The sequence below is a fragment of the Pseudarthrobacter sp. MDT1-22 genome (assembly GCF_054511035.1).
Genome location: NZ_JBTNDK010000010.1, coordinates 37,749 through 53,835, shown reverse-complemented (window position 1 = coordinate 53,835; position 16,087 = coordinate 37,749). Strand labels below are relative to the sequence as shown.

15 protein-coding genes are annotated in these 16,087 nt (G+C 65.2%); 4 read left to right on the top strand and 11 right to left on the bottom strand.

Annotation, left to right across the window (positions count from 1 at the left end; translation table 11 throughout):
- Positions 1 to 6: 6 nt before the first annotated feature.
- The 6 genes from ACX80M_RS10005 to ACX80M_RS09980 all read right to left on the bottom strand — a co-directional run bounded on the left by ACX80M_RS10005 (position 7) and on the right by ACX80M_RS09980 (position 9,641).
- Complete coding sequence (locus tag ACX80M_RS10005) at positions 7 to 567, bottom strand: hypothetical protein (RefSeq protein ID WP_252600187.1); 561 nt, start codon at positions 565 to 567, stop codon at positions 7 to 9.
- Complete coding sequence (locus ACX80M_RS10000) at positions 564 to 1,181, bottom strand: DUF402 domain-containing protein (protein WP_459309518.1); 618 nt, start codon at positions 1,179 to 1,181, stop codon at positions 564 to 566. The genes ACX80M_RS10005 and ACX80M_RS10000 overlap by 4 nt, the downstream gene beginning before the upstream one ends.
- Positions 1,178 to 3,151, bottom strand: a complete 1,974-nt coding sequence (dxs, locus tag ACX80M_RS09995) for a 1-deoxy-D-xylulose-5-phosphate synthase (protein ID WP_459309517.1) — start codon at positions 3,149 to 3,151, stop codon at positions 1,178 to 1,180. The genes ACX80M_RS10000 and dxs overlap by 4 nt, the downstream gene beginning before the upstream one ends.
- Positions 3,152 to 3,280: 129 nt before the next feature.
- A complete protein-coding gene (gene acnA, locus ACX80M_RS09990) occupies positions 3,281 to 6,091 on the bottom strand; it encodes an aconitate hydratase AcnA (RefSeq protein ID WP_252600184.1) in 2,811 nt (936 codons plus the stop codon).
- Positions 6,092 to 6,243: 152 nt separating this feature from the next.
- A complete protein-coding gene (locus ACX80M_RS09985; RefSeq protein WP_252600183.1) occupies positions 6,244 to 7,668 on the bottom strand; it encodes a class I SAM-dependent RNA methyltransferase in 1,425 nt (474 codons plus the stop codon).
- Positions 7,665 to 9,641, bottom strand: a complete 1,977-nt coding sequence (locus tag ACX80M_RS09980) for an APC family permease (RefSeq protein WP_252600182.1) — start codon at positions 9,639 to 9,641, stop codon at positions 7,665 to 7,667. Before ACX80M_RS09980 ends, ACX80M_RS09985 begins: the two co-directional genes overlap by 4 nt.
- Before the next feature lie 118 nt (positions 9,642 to 9,759).
- On the opposite strand from ACX80M_RS09980, the gene ACX80M_RS09975 reads away from it, so the two are divergent.
- Positions 9,760 to 10,431, top strand: a complete 672-nt coding sequence (locus tag ACX80M_RS09975; RefSeq protein ID WP_459309514.1) for a potassium channel family protein — start codon at positions 9,760 to 9,762, stop codon at positions 10,429 to 10,431.
- Positions 10,431 to 11,180, top strand: coding sequence for a potassium channel family protein (locus ACX80M_RS09970; protein WP_252600181.1), 750 nt, complete (start codon positions 10,431 to 10,433; stop codon positions 11,178 to 11,180). Before ACX80M_RS09975 ends, ACX80M_RS09970 begins: the two co-directional genes overlap by 1 nt.
- Here the strand turns inward: ACX80M_RS09970 and ACX80M_RS09965 are convergent.
- The 4 genes from ACX80M_RS09965 to dut form a co-directional block, all read right to left on the bottom strand.
- Complete coding sequence (locus ACX80M_RS09965; protein WP_252600180.1) at positions 11,147 to 11,917, bottom strand: DUF3159 domain-containing protein; 771 nt, start codon at positions 11,915 to 11,917, stop codon at positions 11,147 to 11,149. The two genes, ACX80M_RS09970 and ACX80M_RS09965, sit on opposite strands and share 34 nt — an antisense overlap.
- Positions 11,914 to 12,276, bottom strand: a complete 363-nt coding sequence (locus ACX80M_RS09960; protein WP_374209911.1) for a single stranded DNA-binding domain-containing protein — start codon at positions 12,274 to 12,276, stop codon at positions 11,914 to 11,916. Before ACX80M_RS09960 ends, ACX80M_RS09965 begins: the two co-directional genes overlap by 4 nt.
- On the bottom strand, positions 12,269 to 13,006 hold the full coding sequence (locus ACX80M_RS09955) for a DUF3710 domain-containing protein (RefSeq protein ID WP_252600179.1): 738 nt from the start codon (positions 13,004 to 13,006) through the stop codon (positions 12,269 to 12,271). Before ACX80M_RS09955 ends, ACX80M_RS09960 begins: the two co-directional genes overlap by 8 nt.
- Before the next feature lie 105 nt (positions 13,007 to 13,111).
- Positions 13,112 to 13,654, bottom strand: a complete 543-nt coding sequence (gene dut / locus ACX80M_RS09950; protein ID WP_459309512.1) for a dUTP diphosphatase — start codon at positions 13,652 to 13,654, stop codon at positions 13,112 to 13,114.
- A gap of 115 nt (positions 13,655 to 13,769) precedes the next feature.
- Here dut and ACX80M_RS09945 point away from each other — a divergent pair, with 115 nt between their 5' ends.
- On the top strand, positions 13,770 to 14,258 hold the full coding sequence (locus tag ACX80M_RS09945; RefSeq protein WP_252600177.1) for a DUF3093 domain-containing protein: 489 nt from the start codon (positions 13,770 to 13,772) through the stop codon (positions 14,256 to 14,258).
- A 10-nt stretch (positions 14,259 to 14,268) separates the two neighbouring features.
- Here ACX80M_RS09945 and ACX80M_RS09940 read toward each other — a convergent pair whose 3' ends face one another.
- Complete coding sequence (locus tag ACX80M_RS09940; RefSeq protein WP_459309511.1) at positions 14,269 to 14,517, bottom strand: DUF4193 domain-containing protein; 249 nt, start codon at positions 14,515 to 14,517, stop codon at positions 14,269 to 14,271.
- Between the two features lie 194 nt (positions 14,518 to 14,711).
- On the opposite strand from ACX80M_RS09940, the gene sepH reads away from it, so the two are divergent.
- Positions 14,712 to 16,085, top strand: coding sequence for a septation protein SepH (sepH, locus tag ACX80M_RS09935; RefSeq protein ID WP_459309510.1), 1,374 nt, complete (start codon positions 14,712 to 14,714; stop codon positions 16,083 to 16,085).
- Positions 16,086 to 16,087: the final 2 nt, after the last annotated feature.

The window sequence follows — 16,087 nt, the reverse complement described above, 5'->3', positions numbered from 1 at the left end:
TCCCCTCTAGAGGCTGAACGAGTTGGCAGGCTTCGGGGAGTGCTTGAGTTTGAAGTTGTCCGGTTCGCTGAAGGGCGCGGCGCCGATGCTGAGTTTGGTGAAGTCGAGGTCTTCGCCACGGCTGCAGACCTTGATTGCGCTGACAGCCTTGTTCACGTCGGGGCAGAGGCAGAAGATGTTCAGTTTATAGTCGCTGAACTCCGAGCGTTCCACGGTTCCCAGGCCGCGCCAGGCCAGGTGGCTGATGAGGGCGTCCTTCGCCTTTTCCTCAAGGTAGCGGTCACGGTCCGTGCCCTCCTTGGTTTTGAGGGCGAACTGCGCCACCACCCAGAACTGGTCCTCGTCGGGGATTTCGGCGAAGCCGTCCTCGGCGCACTGGACGGCAAAGGCATCCATCAGGCCCTCCACCGCGGCGGCGTCCGCCACATCGGTCTCTTCGGTTTTGCTCTGGTGGCCAACCACGCCGTAGTTCATCACGAACTGGCTGTAGTCCTCGTCGAACCAGCCTTCACGGAAGTGCAGTACTCCCTCGTCGTCCCGTTTGTAGACCCTGATGATCCCGCTCATGACCGTCCCTTCGTGAACCATCCGGCGTCTGTTCCGTCGAATGGTGCGTGCTGTGCCTTGACGGCCTGATATAGCTCGTCCGTGGCCGCCTGGATGTCATCCACCAGCAGGTCCGGGTAATTCATGGCGACGCGGTGCTCGGCGAACTCGTCCTGGTCATCGATGAAGACGCCCCGGCCGGCCATGCGGATCACGTCCAGGTCCATGTCGATCACATGGAACTCGGTGACGGCGGGCCGGATGTCCGTCCACTCGTGGGCGACGGCGAGGTCAACGTAGACCCTGACGCCGCTGGGGTGGGCGTCGTCGTAGAACGTGGCCACCCAGTCTCCGGACCGCGGCACCAGCAGCACGGCGTCGGATGCTGTGTAAAAGGCGGCGCCCGGGCGCGAACAGAATTCGTTGGTTCCCTGGAAGATCCACCAGCCGTGCCGGTCCTCGCCGAGGTACCGCCCCGGGACCACCCAGTGGGCTTGCCCGTTCCATTTCCGGTTCCGGGCCACCACCAGCTGGCCTGGCTGCAGTCCCGCAGGAACGCGGGTGGTGCTCGTGTGCCTCGCCGGGCTTGAATCCCCGACGGCGGACGGATACTTCAGTGCGTCTTCTTCCCTCACAGGATCGGCAGGCTGCCGGTGGTGGGGTGCTCCTGGCCTGGCAGGGGGCGCGCGAAGGGGACCTTTGTGCCCAGAACCTGGGCGACGACGTCGTGCGTGATCTGCTGGGCCGTCAGCCCCACGCGCTCCAGCACCTGGCTGCGTGTGCCGTGGTCCAGGAACTCCGCGGGGAGCCCCACCTCGTTCAGGGCGGTGTCCACGCCGGCGGCGCGCATTTCCTGCCGGATCCGCGATCCGACGCCGCCTGCCCTGACACCGTCCTCGATGCAGATGACCAGCCGGTGGTGGGAGGCCAGCGCGATGATGGAACGCCGCACCGGCAGCACCCAGCGCGGGTCCGCCACAGTGGTGCTGATGCCTTGGGCGCCCAGGCGGTTGGACACGTCGAGGGCCAGTTCGGACATCGCTCCGACACTGACGATCAGGACGTCGTTTTCGGTGGAGCCGGCCGGCCGGCGGGCCAGCACGTCAACACCGTCGCCCAGGCGTTCGATGGCCTCCACTTCGGCGCCCACGGTGCCCTTGGAGAAGCGCACCACGGTGGGGGCGTCGCTGATGGCCACGGCCTCGCGCAGCTCTTCCCGCAGCCGGGAGGCGTCGCGCGGCGCGGCGAGGTGGAGTCCGGGCACGATCTGGACCATTGCCATGTCCCACATGCCGTGATGGCTGGCCCCGTCAGGGCCGGTGACACCGGCCCTGTCCAGGACGATGGTGACGCCGGCTTTGTGCAAGGCCACGTCCATGAGGAGCTGGTCAAAGGCACGGTTCAGGAAGGTGGCATACACGGCCACCACGGGGTGGAGCCCGCCGAAAGCCATGCCGGCGGCGGACGTCAGCGCATGCTGCTCGGCGATGCCGACATCGATCACGCGGTCCGGGTGCTTGGCCGCAAACTTATGCAGGCCCACGGGAATGAGCATGGCCCCGGTGATGCCCACAATGTCGGGGCGTTCGTCGGCGATCTTCGCGATTTCGTCAGCAAAAACAGACGTCCAGGACTGTGCCCCGGAAACTCCCGTCGGCTCACCGGTCTCCGGATCGATAATGCCGACGGCGTGGAACTGGTCCGCTTCATGGGCCCGGGCCGGGGCGTAGCCGTGGCCCTTTTCGGTCATGGCGTGGACAATCACGGGGCCGGCGTAGTTCCTGGCTGTGGACAGGGCGTGCTCCATGGCCTGCAGGTTGTGGCCGTCAACCGGGCCGATGTACTTCATGCCGAGGTCTTCGAACATGCCCTGCGGCGCCCACCAGTCCTTGATGCCCTTTTTCATGGCATGCAGGCTCTTGTAGGTGAACTGGCCTACGGGGCCGCCGTTCTGGAGCTTCTTCTTCCACCAGTCCAGCGTGCCCTCATAGGCAGGGGCGGCGCGAAACGAGTCGATGGTGGGGCGCAGTGAGGCGAGGTAGTCCGCGAAGCCGCCCACCGTGGGGGCGTAGGAGCGGCCGTTGTCGTTGACCACGATCACCACGCGGCGGCGCTTGTCCGCCGCAATGTTGTTGATGGCTTCCCAGGCCATGCCGCCGGTGAGCGCCCCGTCTCCGACGACGGCGACGGTGTAACGCTCCGACTCGCCGGTGAGCTGCCTGGCACGGGAGATGCCGTCCGCCCAGGAGAGGGAGGAGGAAGCATGCGAGCTTTCCACAATGTCATGCTCGGACTCGGCGCGGGAAGGGTAGCCGGACATTCCGCCCTGCTGGCGCAGGGTACTGAAGTCCTGGCGGCCGGTGAGGAGCTTGTGCACATACGACTGGTGGCCCGTGTCGAACACGATGCTGTCCCGGGGCGAATCGAAGATGCGGTGCACGGCCAGGGTCAGTTCCACAACGCCGAGGTTGGGTCCGAGGTGTCCACCTGTCTGGGAGACGTTGGTGATCAGGAAACTCCTGACCTCAGCGGCCAGCTCTTCGAGCTGCTCGTGAGACAGCTGGTTCAGGTCCTGCGGATTCCGGATGGTGTCCAAGATTCCCAATGACCCCTCCTTCGGGTGGTAGACGTGCCTGTTAACTCTAACGCCTTGCGGAAAATGCAAAGCCGAAGCCCCGGCTGGTCGGTGACCGGCCGGGGCTTCGAAAGAGTACTGCGTGGGTTCAGATTCCGGCTAGTTGGCCGAGATCTGGCGCAGGACGTACTGCAGGATGCCGCCGTTGCGGTAGTAGTCGGCTTCGCCCGGAGTATCGATGCGGAGTACTGCATCGAAGGACTTGGCGGAGCCGTCTTCTGCGGTGGCGGTGACCTTGAGGGTCTTGGGCGTGGTCCCTTCGTTCAGGGCAATAACGCCCTCAACCGAGAAGGTTTCCGTGCCGGTCAGGCCCAGGGTGGCCGCGGACTCGCCAGCCGGGTACTGCAGGGGCAGGACGCCCATGCCGATCAGGTTGGAACGGTGGATACGCTCGTAGCTCTCTGCGACGACGGCCTTGACGCCCAGGAGGGCGGTGCCCTTCGCTGCCCAGTCACGCGAGGATCCGGAACCGTATTCCTTGCCCGCCAGGACCACCAGCGGGGTGCCGGCTGCCTGGTAGTTCTGCGCGGCGTCGTAGACATATGCCTGCGGGCCGTCAGCCTGGGTGAAGTCGCGGGTGAAACCACCTTCGACGCCGTCCAGCAGTTGGTTCTTGATGCGGATGTTCGCGAAGGTGCCGCGGATCATGACTTCGTGGTTGCCACGGCGTGAGCCGTAGGAGTTGAAGTCCTTGCGCTGCACACCGTTGGCCAGCAGGTACTGGCCGGCGGGGGTGTCCGACTTGAAGGAACCGGCCGGGGAGATGTGGTCGGTGGTGACCGAATCGCCCAGCTTCAGCAGCACGCGTGCGCCGGAGATGTCCTGGACGGGTTCCGGCTGCGCCTTCATTCCGTCGAAGTACGGGGGCTTCCGGACGTAGGTGGAGTTCGGATCCCAGGCGAAGGTGTCACCGGCCGGCGTGTCGAGCGCCTTCCAGCGTGCATCGCCGTCGAAGACGCCCTCGTAGCCGCGGGCGAACATGTCCTTGTCGATCGAGGAGTCGATGACCTGCTGGACCTCAACCGGGTTGGGCCAGATGTCCTTCAGGAAGACGTCGTTACCGGCTTCGTCCTTGCCCAGGGAATCGGTGTCGAAGTCGAAGTCCATGGAACCGGCCAGGGCGTAGGCAATGACCAGCGGCGGGGAGGCCAGGTAGTTCATCTTCACGTCCGGGTTGATCCGGCCCTCGAAGTTGCGGTTACCGGAGAGCACCGCGGTGACGGAAAGGTCGTTGGCCTGGATGGCCTCGGAGATTTCGGCGTCCAGCGGTCCGGAGTTGCCGATGCAGGTGGCACAGCCGTAACCCACGATGTAGAAGCCGAGCTTCTCCAGGTACGGCGTCAGGCCCGACTTGTTGTAGTAGTCGGTGACAACCTTGGAGCCGGGAGCCACGGAGGTCTTGACCCACGGCTTCGAGGTCAGGCCCTTGTCGACGGCGTTGCGGGCCAGCAGGGCTGCGGCCAGCATCACCGAGGGGTTGGACGTGTTTGTGCAGGACGTGATGGAGGCGATGGATACCGCTCCGTGGTCCAGTTCGAACTCGCGGCCGTCTTCAGTCTTGATGTGCACCGGGTTGGTCGGACGCCCGTGGGCGCCGTTCGCTGCGGACACAACACGGCTGGTCTCGGTGGTGTGCGAGTCGGCGTGCGTGAACGACGGTGCATCCGATGCGGGGAAGGACTCGTCCAGGGACTCGTCCACGCTGCCGTCTTCGATGGCGACGTAGTTGTGGATGTCCTTGCGGAACTGTTCCTTGGCATCCGTCAGCTCAATGCGGTCCTGGGGACGCTTGGGGCCGGAGATGGAGGGAACAACCGTGGACAGGTCCAGCTCGAGGTACTCGGAGAACTTGATCTCGCGGGAAGCATCGTGCCAGAGGCCCTGTTCCTTGGCGTAGGACTCCACGAGCGCCACATTTTCGTCCGAGCGGCCGGTGAGGCGCAGGTAGTCCAATGTGACGTCGTCGATGGGGAACATTGCGGCAGTGGAGCCGAATTCCGGGCTCATGTTGCCGATGGTGGCGCGGTTGGCCAGCGGCACTGCCGCAACACCTTCGCCGTAGAATTCCACGAACTTGCCCACAACACCGTGCTTGCGCAGCTGCTCGGTGATGGTCAGCACAACGTCCGTAGCGGTGGCGCCGGCCGGAATGGACCCGGTCAGCTTGAAGCCCACAACACGAGGGATGAGCATCGAGACAGGCTGTCCCAGCATGGCCGCTTCGGCTTCGATGCCGCCAACGCCCCAGCCCAGGACACCCAGGCCATTGACCATGGTGGTGTGCGAGTCGGTGCCGACGCAGGTGTCCGGGTAGGCCCGGAGGACGCCGTCAATTTCACGGGTCATGACCGTGCGGGCCAGGTATTCGATGTTGACCTGGTGCACAATGCCGGTTCCCGGGGGAACAACCTTGAAGTCGTCGAATGCGGTCTGGCCCCACCGCAGGAACTGGTAACGCTCGCCGTTGCGCTGGTATTCGATCTCCATGTTGCGCTCCAGTGCGCCGGAGTTGCCGAAAGCGTCGATCTGCACGGAGTGGTCAATGACCATTTCCGCCGGAGCCAGCGGGTTGACCCGCTTGGGGTCACCGCCGAGTTCCTTGACCGCTTCACGCATTGTCGCCAGGTCCACCACGCAGGGGACGCCGGTGAAGTCCTGCATGATCACCCGGGCAGGCGTGAACTGGATTTCTGTATCGGGCTGGGCATTGGGATCCCAGCCAGCCAAGGCACGCACGTGATCGGCCGTGATGTTCGCGCCGTCCTCGGTCCTCAACAGGTTTTCAAGCAATACCTTGAGGCTGAACGGAAGGTTTTCTGCACCTTCAACGGAGTTCAACCGGAAAATTTCGTATTCGGTTCCGGCTACATTAAGTTTGCCTTTTGAACCGAAGCTGTCCACTGTGCTCATCGCAGGACTCCTCTCGCAACAGTTTCATCTTTGTCGCGCGGTAGACCGCTTGCTAGTTAGGCAGGCCTAATTAGTGCTGGCCACACAAATTGCAGGAGGTCAGCCGTGAATACGGGGCGCGACGTGGGATTACTACCGCCATCCTAGTAGCATCACTGACCCGGCGTCAGTAACGCCACCGTCTCCAGGTGGTGGGTGTGCGGATAGAGATCGAAGGCCCGCAGGCCCGCCAGGGACCAGCCTGCCTGCTGGAAGTACCCCACGTCCCGGGCAAACGATGCCGGATCACAGGACACGTAGGCGATGGCGCGGGGGCCGGCGGCGATCAGCTGGCTGACCACGGGCTTCCCGGCGCCCGCCCGGGGCGGATCCAGCACGATGGCGTCGAAATTCCGCGGCTTTTGGCGGAGGACACGTTCCACCCGGCCGTGCTCGATCTCCACCTGCGGCGCACCGTGAAGGTTCTTGCGGGCGTCCCGGCTGGTTCCCGGTGCTCCTTCCACCGAGAGAACCGACCCGGTCTCCCCCACCGCGTCAGCCAATGGAGCCGTGAACAGCCCGGCGCCGGCGTAGAGGTCTGCCACCACGGAACCCGGCGCCAGGAATCCGCCATTGTGGAGGAATTCTGTGACGGCCCCCACAAGCGTCCCGGGCGCGTCGCGGTGGATCTGCCAGAAACCCGCGCCCGTAACCCTGTAGTCGTGGCCGGCTGCCGACTCCTGGACCCAGGTCCGGCCACGCAGCTGCGCGACTTCCCCTGTGAGGGGGTCGAACGTGGCCACGGAAACGTCGTCCGGAAGCTGGGCCGCGATGGCACTGAGCCGCTTGGGCTTGGTGCCGGGTGCAGGAGCCAGCAGCACCAGTGGGCGTGAACCGTTCGACGGCGCTGCCACCTCCACGCGTTCGATGCCGGTCAGGTCGAGGTCCCACAAGCGCAGCCGGTTGATGCGCTCCGTTGCGAGCGGCATCTCCCGGACGGCAATGATGTGGTCGGAACGGTGCGCGTGCATGCCAAGTTTGCCGCCCGGAGTCACCGAGAAGCTGGCGCGCGTCCGCCACCCCAGGCCAGTGCCGGCGTCGTACGTTGACTCAGTCTCCAGGCTGGAATCCCGCCCGCCCGCGTCCACAGCCTCCACAGCCTCCACGAGGTTTCCGAGGTCCAGCCCGTCGGGCAGGCGTTCGACGGCGGCGAGGCGCTGAAGCTGTTCGGCCAGTACCGCCGACTTGAGCGCGCGCTGGCGGGTAAGGGAGATGTGGCCGAATTCGGCTCCGCCCACCGGCGGATGTCCGTGGGCCCAGGCGCGGAGGGAGTCAGCCGGACGCCAGAAGTGCTCCGCCCGGTCAGGGGAGGCTTCCAGCACCTCCACAACGTCGGCGCGCCAGAACTTGGCAGACTCCCCCGCGTCGGTGAGGCGGACGCGTACCTTTTCGCCGGGGATGCCGTGCCGGACAAAGATAACCCTGCCCTCGTGCCGGGCCACACAGTGGCCGCCGTGGGCCACCGGGCCGACGTCGAGCACCAGTTCGGTGGGGGCTGCCGTGGCAGCTGCGGGGTGGCTCTGGGTCTGGGGGTTCATCGGATATCCTGCATGTTTTTGGCTTCTTCGGACGATTTCAACTGCCACGGGACACTGGCCACCATCACGCCAGGTTCAAAGTGCAGCCGGGTTTTGATACGCAATGCTGTCTGGTTATGGACCAGCTGTTCCCACCATTTGCCGACCACGTATTCAGGGATGTAGACCACGATCAGGTCGCGGGGGGAATCACGGCGCATGTTCTTGACGTATTCCATGATGGGCGTGATGGTTTCCCGGTACGGGCTGGCGAGGACGGTCAGCGGCACGGGGATCTCCAGCTTTTCCCAGTCGGCAACCGTATGCGCGGTTTCCTCTGCATTAATGTCCACCGTGATGGCGTCCAGCCGCGACGGCCGCGAGGCCCGGGCGTAGGCCAGGGCACGCAACACCGGCTTGCGCACGTGGGACACCAACAGTACCGCGTGGACCCGGGACGGCAAGGCACGCGGCGAGGAGTCCTCGTCCACGGCCAGTTCCTTGGCCACGTTGTCATAGTGTGCCCGGATGCTCCACATGATCAGGAACAGGATGAACATGGCCAGCAGCGCGATCCACGCGCCTTGCTGGAACTTGGTGATCAGCACGATCACCAGCACCAGGGACGTCATGCCGAACCCGATGCTGTTGATGGTGCGGGACTTCACCATCCGGCGTCGGGTGGCTTTGTCCTTGGCGAGCTTGAGGTGCCTCCCCCAATGCCGGATCATGCCCAGCTGGCTGAGGGTAAAGGAAATAAAGACGCCCACGATGTAGAGCTGGATCAGTTTGGTGACGTCGCCGTTGAACGCGAGGATCAGCACCAACGCTCCGGCGGCCAGGGCAAGGACACCGTTGCTGAACGCCAGGCGGTCTCCCCTGGTCCGCAGCTGGCGAGGCAGGTAGCCGTCCTGGGCGAGGATGGAGCCAAGTACCGGGAACCCGTTGAACGCGGTGTTCGAGGCGAACACCAGGATTACTCCGGTGGCGGCGACCACGATGAAGAACAGGATTGATCCCGGGCCGAAGATGGTCTGGGCGATCTGGCTGATGGCCGGACTCTGAATGTAATCCTCCGGCAGCGGCAGGCCGTTCATCAGGAATTCCGTCGCCGGATCCAGCACAATATGCACCTTCGTGGCGTTGGCGAGAAAGATGATGCCGGCCAGCATGGACGAGGCGATGACGCCGAGCAGCAACAGCGTGGTGGCCGCGTTCTTGCTCTTCGGTTTCTGGAAGTTCGGCACACCGTTGCTGATGGCCTCAATGCCGGTCAGCGCGGCGGCGCCGGAGGAGAACGCCCGGAGCAGGAGGAAGGCGCCGGCCAGGCCCACCAGCCCTTCGTCGAAACCGGGAGCCGGCACAATCTCGAAGGCCGCCGACGGTGCTTCGCCCAGCTGGCCTGTGGCGGCCTGGAAGACGCCCACCGCTGTCATGCCGAGGATCGCTGCCATAAAAATGTACGTGGGGACAGCGAAAACGCTGCCGGCTTCCTTGATGCCGCGGAGGTTGACGAGGGCAAGGATTACGACGCCGATGGTGGCGAACAGGGTCTGTTGCCCGTGCAGGGACGGCACCGCCGTGGTGAGGTAGGTGGCCGCCGAGGACATCGAGACGGCCACCGTCAGGACGTAGTCCACCAGGAGCGCCGAGGCCACAGTCAGCCCGGAAAACTTGCCCAGGTTTTCGTTGGCGATCTCGTAGTCTCCGCCGCCGGAGGGGTAGGCGTGCACGTTCTGCCGGTAGGACGCCACCACCGTCAGGAGGACCACCATCACGGCCAGGCCCACCCACGGCGAAAAGGCCACGGCACTCACGCCGGCCAGGGCCAGCGTAAGCAGGATTTCATCGGGCGCGTAAGCCACAGATGACAGTGCGTCGGAAGCGAAAACCGGGAGTGCTACCCGTTTGGGGAGCAACGTATGGGCGAGCCTGTCATTCCTGAAGGGCCTGCCCACCAGCACCCGTTTCACGGCATTCAATATAGTCAGCACTCCACAAAGCTAGTCTGATTCCCTGCCCATGTCATGACGGCGTCCGGGCGGATGCAGCACGCGCGCTGCCGGTAGAGTTCTAGCAGCAGCAACAGGCTACGGAAGTTGAGGAGATACGGTGGCGCATTTCGTGATCATGGGATGTGGCCGGGTAGGGGCCACTCTGGCGCATACGCTGGAGGACGCCGGTCATTCCGTCGCCATCATCGACCAGGACGACCGCGCATTCCGCCGGCTTCGGCAGGGCTTCACGGGCCGGAAAGTCACCGGTGTGGGCTTCGACCGGGACACCCTCCAGCAGGCCGGCGTGGCAGAGGCGTACGCCTTCGCGGCCGTTTCCAGCGGTGACAACTCCAACATCCTGGCCACCCGCGTGGCGCGCGAGACCTTCCACGTCCCCCACGTTGTGGCCAGGATCTACGATCCCGGCAGGGCAGAAATCTATCAACGGCTCGGCATCCCCACCGTGGCCGCCGTCCGGTGGAGCGCAGACCAGGTCTTGCGCCGCATCCTGCCCGAACAGCATCTCGCCGGTGATTTCCGCGAGCCTTCCGGCCGGCTGGTCCTCGCCGAGGTGGACCTCTACGCCGGCTGGATCGGCCACCGGATCAGCGAGGTCGAAAAAGCTGCCGACATCCGGGTGGCATACCTCACCAGGTTCGGCGAGGGCATGCTTCCGGAAACCGGGACTTCGTACCAGGACGGCGACACAGTCCACGCCATGCTGCCGGTGGACCGCAGTTCCCAGGTCGCCCAGATTCTGGCCAAAGCACCCGCCAAGGAGTTGTAGTGAAAGTTGTTATCGTCGGCGCCGGCAGCGTCGGGTCATCGATCGCCAGGGAACTGCTGGCCCACAAGCACGAAATCCTGCTGATCGACCTCAAACCTGAGGTCATCGGACGCAGCGGGCTGCGCGGCGCGCACTGGCTCGTGGGCGACGCCTGCGAGCTCAGCACGCTGCAGGGAGCGAAAGTGGAGGACGCCGACGTCGTTGTTTCAGCCACGGGCGACGACAAGGTGAACCTGGTGGTCTCGCTCCTGGCCAAGACCGAATTCGGCGTGGGCCGCACCGTGGGTCGGGTCAACAACCCCAAAAACGACTGGATGTTCAACGACTCCTGGGGCGTGGACGTTGCCGTCAACACCCCCCAGCTGATGACCGCGCTTGTGGAGGAAGCGGTGGAGATCGGCGACCTGGTCCGGCTCCTGACACTGCAGACCGGCGTCGCTTCGCTGGTGGAGTTCACGGTGCCGCACGATTCGCACGTCATTGGCCTGACGGTGGGCGACATCCATTGGCCCGAGGACGCCACGCTGGTGGCAATCCTCCGGGACCACGCACCCATCACTCCCAGCCGGGATGACGTCATTGATGGCGGGGACGAGTTGTTTTTCGTCACCACCATCGCGGCCGAGGATCAGTTGCGTGCGCTGCTGTCGCCCGAATCAGCGGAGGAGCCGGAGGAGGCCTCCCATGAGCCCGAAGGCGTGCAGCCTGCCGAAACTCAGGCGCTGGAGGACGACGGCCTCGGCGGCTGATCCGACGTCGGGGCGTCGGCGTCCGCCGGTACCGGCCGGGTGACAAGCCACGCGATCCAGACGCCGAGGATATAGAGCGGCGCCCCCATGATCAGGCGGGTCGTGGCCAGGGCGGCGAGTCCGTCCTCGCCCATCAGGTACAGGGGGACCTGAACGATCAGCCGAAGTACCAGGACAGCCACGATGATCCACGTGCCCAGGCGGTAAGCCTTAAGCCGCGCGGGATCCTTGCGCCAGTCCAGCCCTTCGTTGCGGATGATCCCGAACAGCAGGCCGGCCACCGGCCACTTGATCGCGATGGAGATCACCATGGCGAGGATGTAGGCGGTGTTCGTGAAGAAGCCCGGCAGGTAGAAGTCCTCGGCCTTGCCCGTAGTGTTGGCGAGCCAGGCCGAGATTCCCACCCCCACCACGCCGGCGAGGGCCTGGGTCAGCGGGCGCCGCTGGACGAGGCGGACCACCGTAAACACCGCGGCGGAGGCCAGCGCGGCCACCAACGACGGCGTCAGGTCCCGCGTGATGGTAAAGGCGATCAGGAAGACCAGGCCGGGCACAATGCTCTCGGCGATGCCCTGGATTCCTCCGGCGCTCTTGAGGACATCGATCCGGCCGTCATGGGTGCGGTGCAGGCCGGCTTTGGCTGCATAGCCCTCAGCAAGTCCCTTCACCGCGGACGGCTCGGGCTGTTTGGACGGCTCGGGCTGCTTGGACGGCTCGGGCTGCTGGGGCGAGGTCATTCGTTCTCCTGGCGGGAAACTATTTCATAGCGTGGATTGAACATGGTGGGCAGGCCTTGGCTTTGGGACAGCATGCCCTCAAGGCGGACTACGGTCCCGGCCTCGATGCCCGGCACCCTGCGCCGCCCCAGCCAGACCACACGCAGGCGGCCACCCGTTCCCTGTGCCGGTTTGGCGCCCGTCTCGCGAATGTCGGGGTCCGAGACAATGGCGGTGAATGCCGCGTTCCGGTCCGCGGGCATGTAGGTGACCGATTCGATGTGCCCCTGGCACACTACCCTCCCCCGTTCCGGCAGCCGGCTGACCGGCATCCCCGCGTCCGGGGAGGATTCCCGGGGACCTTGGCGGGAATCAGCCAATCTGGGTGGTTTCCGGACCACGTTCGGGGCCCTTGAACTCGGGGGCATTGAATTCGGGGGCACCAGGCGGCGGGGTGACGCTGGCATCCTTGGGCAGCCGCAGCTGAAGCAGGTCCCGGGGCGGCATGGGGCTGTCGCCCCGGATGACCACAATCTTGCGGAAAAGGGACTCAAGCGGTGCCGCAGCCTCGCGCTCCATCGCTGCCGCGCCGCCCAGGACGCCGCGCAGGAACCAACGCGGCCCGTCGATGCCTATGAAGCGCGCCACCCGGTAGCCCTGGCTGCCGTCCTGTGCACCGGCGGGCAGTTTGGCGATCAGTTCGGTTCCGAAGCCACCCTGGACTTCTTCAACCTGCCCGCCCTGGCTTCCCACGGACTGACCGATCTGTTCGCGGATCTCGTCCCACAGTCCCTCTGTCTTGGGAGCAGCAAACGCCTGCAACTGAAGGCTGGAGCCGTTCAGGTCCATGGTCACAGCGACCACGCGCTGGGTGGCTTCCTCAACTTCGAGCCGGAGCTGGAGCCCCTCGCTCGGGGAAATCAGCAGCGCACCGAGGTCAACATATCCCTCGCGGCTGGAGACCTCGGAAACATCAAAGGGGCCCGAAACCCGACGCCCGGCGTCCGCCGAGGCCGTGTCAGCGGAATCCGTTGATTCCACTGAGGCCTGGGATTCGTCCGGGTCGGCCGGATGTTCCTTCTTTGATTTCCTGCCGAGCCCAAAAACCATGGGGATTGTCTCCTTAGTTGTGAAAGTGACTCGCCGGGCCCGGTGGGTACCGTCGGAAGTCTTGCTGCCGCGGGCAACCAACGCTGGTTGCCGCCGTCGGGTGTGTCAGGCGTTTGGCGAGGTGAAGCCGCCGGTGGATCCGAATCCGCCGGCTCCCCGCACCGATTCGCTCAATTCGTTGACGGGGACAAACTGCGCATATTCCACCCGCTGGATCACCATCTGTGCAATTCTATCGCCGCGCCGCAGCTCTATGGCGTTCCTGGAATCGGTGTTGAGGAGGGTCACGGAAATTTCCCCGCGATAACCGGCATCCACAGTGCCGGGCGCATTGACGATAGTCAGCCCATGCTTCGTGGCCAGGCCGGAGCGAGGGTGGATCAGGGCTACAAACCCGTCCGGCAGCGCGATGGAAACACCGGTAGCCACCAGCTTCCGCTCCCCCGGTGCCAGGACCACATCTTCCCGGGTCCGCAGGTCAGCTCCCGCGTCGCCGGGGAGGGCATAGGAAGGTGCCTCCAGCCCGGCGTCGAGCATTTTCAGCTGCACCTGCAGCGTCGGGGCCCCGTAGGCTGCGGCTGCATCCGGTGCAGGGCCGGCCAGCTCATCGTCAGGAACGGTTTCAACAGTGGCAAGTTCGTCAGTCACAGTCACTCACTCTAACGCCCAGCCGCAGTTCCGTCCTAGATTCAACGGGACGTCGCAGGCCAAGACCGGATGAACCCAAGATGAAATAGCCAGCCAAAGGTGGAAAGCTGGTGGCATGCCCGAATCCAGCTCCACCGCGCCCGTCCCTGACGCCCCCTCTGCCGGCACCCCGGCAGTTTTCCGGGAGAGGCTGTGGCCGAACGTCTGGATCTGGATCATCGCGGCAGGGATCTCCGGTGCCGGGATCCTCGTTTTCGCCCCGATCAGCATGGTTGCGGGCTATACGGCGGCCGGCGTCCTGTTCACGATCATTGCTGTCCTGCTCGTGCTGTCCACTCCGACGATCCTTGTCACCAGTGACGCCTTGACGGTAGGACGCGCCACCATTGAGCGCCGCTTCGTCGGCGACGCGGCAGCGTTCCACGGCAAGGACGCCACGGCCCAGCGCGGGACCCGGCTCAACGGCCTCGCCTACCTGTGCATCCGTGGCTGGATCGACCCGGTGGTGCGGATCGAAATCACGGACCCGTCCGACCGGACCCCCTATTGGCTGACGTCGTCCAGGCGGCCCGAGGAACTCACTGCCGCGCTTTCGCGGAAATAGGCACCCCGGATCAGCCCTCGCACTCCTTGCAATAGAAGTGGCCGTCCTTTTCCCGCCGAATCTGTGAACGGTGCCGGACCAGGAAGCACGAGGAACACGTAAACTCGTCCGCTTGTGGAGGCACCACCAGAACCAGCAGCTCCTCGCCGGACAGGTCCGCCCCGGGAAGCTCGTAGCCTGCGGCGAGGTCGCTTTCGTCCACATCAACCGCGGCCGTCGGGTTATCTGATCGCCGGGTTTGTGCCCGGCGTGGGCTCATCCTTCCGCATGCACGCGGCAAAATCCAGACTTCCGCGCCGGTGCGGTCCGCTGGCACTGCGCAAACCCCCGCTGCTGACCGCACTGGCGTCCGAAAGTGCCGGAATATCGCGGCGCGCCCTTGCTCCTAACCCAAAAGGGGGCCGGTGAGTGGCAGAGTTTCGATTGATAGTAATGCCAGGGTGGAGGATTTGTATGCAGGATCTACGGCTTGTAGGCGTACACGACGACGGGGAGCATCTCCTGTTGAGCGGTGCCGGCGGCGAGATGTTCCAGCTGCCGATCGATGAAGCACTGCGGACGGCCAGCCGGTCTTCGGCGAAGACGGCTTCCGCGGCTGCGCCCATTGCCATGTCCCCGCGGGACATACAGTCTCGGATCCGCAGCGGTGCCACCGCAGCGGAGGTGGCTGAGCTTTCCGGGCTTCCCCTCGCAAAGGTCGAGCGGTATGAGGGCCCGGTCCTTGCCGAGCGGGAGTATGTAGCGCAACAGGCACGGAAGGTGGAAGTGGCTTCGCCCTCCCCCGGCCATGACACCTACCGCTCCATTTTCGGCGACCACCCGGCTTCCCTCCACGACATGGTCAACCACCGGCTCTCAGCCCACGGGATTGAACCTTCCACCGTGGAGTGGGATTCGTGGCGGCGCCAGGACGGCAATTGGACCGTGGTGGCCCGTTTTGAAGCCAAAAAGGACGGCACCTCCGGCATCGGGGAAGAGCCGCCTGCGCAGTGGACGTTCAGTCCGGCCCGCAAGTCGCTGCAGAACGCCAACCGCTGGGCCCAGCAGCTCAGTGAGCTGGAACCGCTGGACGGTCCCGTTCCGGCCCGCCGTCTCACTGCCGTCACGGACCGCCCGTTTGACTTTGAAACCGACGCGGAAGCAGCGGCCGCCCGAAATTCGACCGGCCCGCAGGCCGTCCCGCAGGCCAGGGAATCTGACGGTCTCCTGGATATGCTCCGTTCACGCCGCGGCCAGCGTCTGGGTGTCGACGAAGACGCGGACGACGCCCTGGCGCTGTTGCTGACCCACGGCGTGCCCGCTGCCCATCCACGTCCCTCGGAGGTGGTCCCGGAACCGGATTCCAGGGAGCAGAAGTACCGGGAGCCCGAAATGCGCGAGGCAGCACCTGCCGAGTCCACCGCGCCGGACGACGCCCCGCCCGCCGATCCCCTCACCCGCAAGCGTGATGCGCGGCCGTCAATGCTGTCCAGGCTGAGCCTCATCCCGCCGCACCGGGACTCCGAGGACGATGACGTCCTGAAACTGCACGACGGCGTCAGCACCGACACGAGGGAAGTCACCATTGTGGCGTCCCCGCTTCGTCCCGCAGGGCAGGGTGCCCCCGGCGAGACAGCTCCGGGGCGTCCCGCGCCGAACGTGGGCCTGGACGAACTGCTGGGCGGCGGCAGCCCGCGCAGGGCGGCCTACGCGGCCGGCACCGATGACGCAGGATCGGGCCAGCACCACGACCATGACGCGGACCAGCCTGAACGGCAGCCCGCAAAACCGAAGCGGTCCACGGTTCCCAGCTGGGACGAGATCGTCTTCGGGACCAAGCGGGACTGACG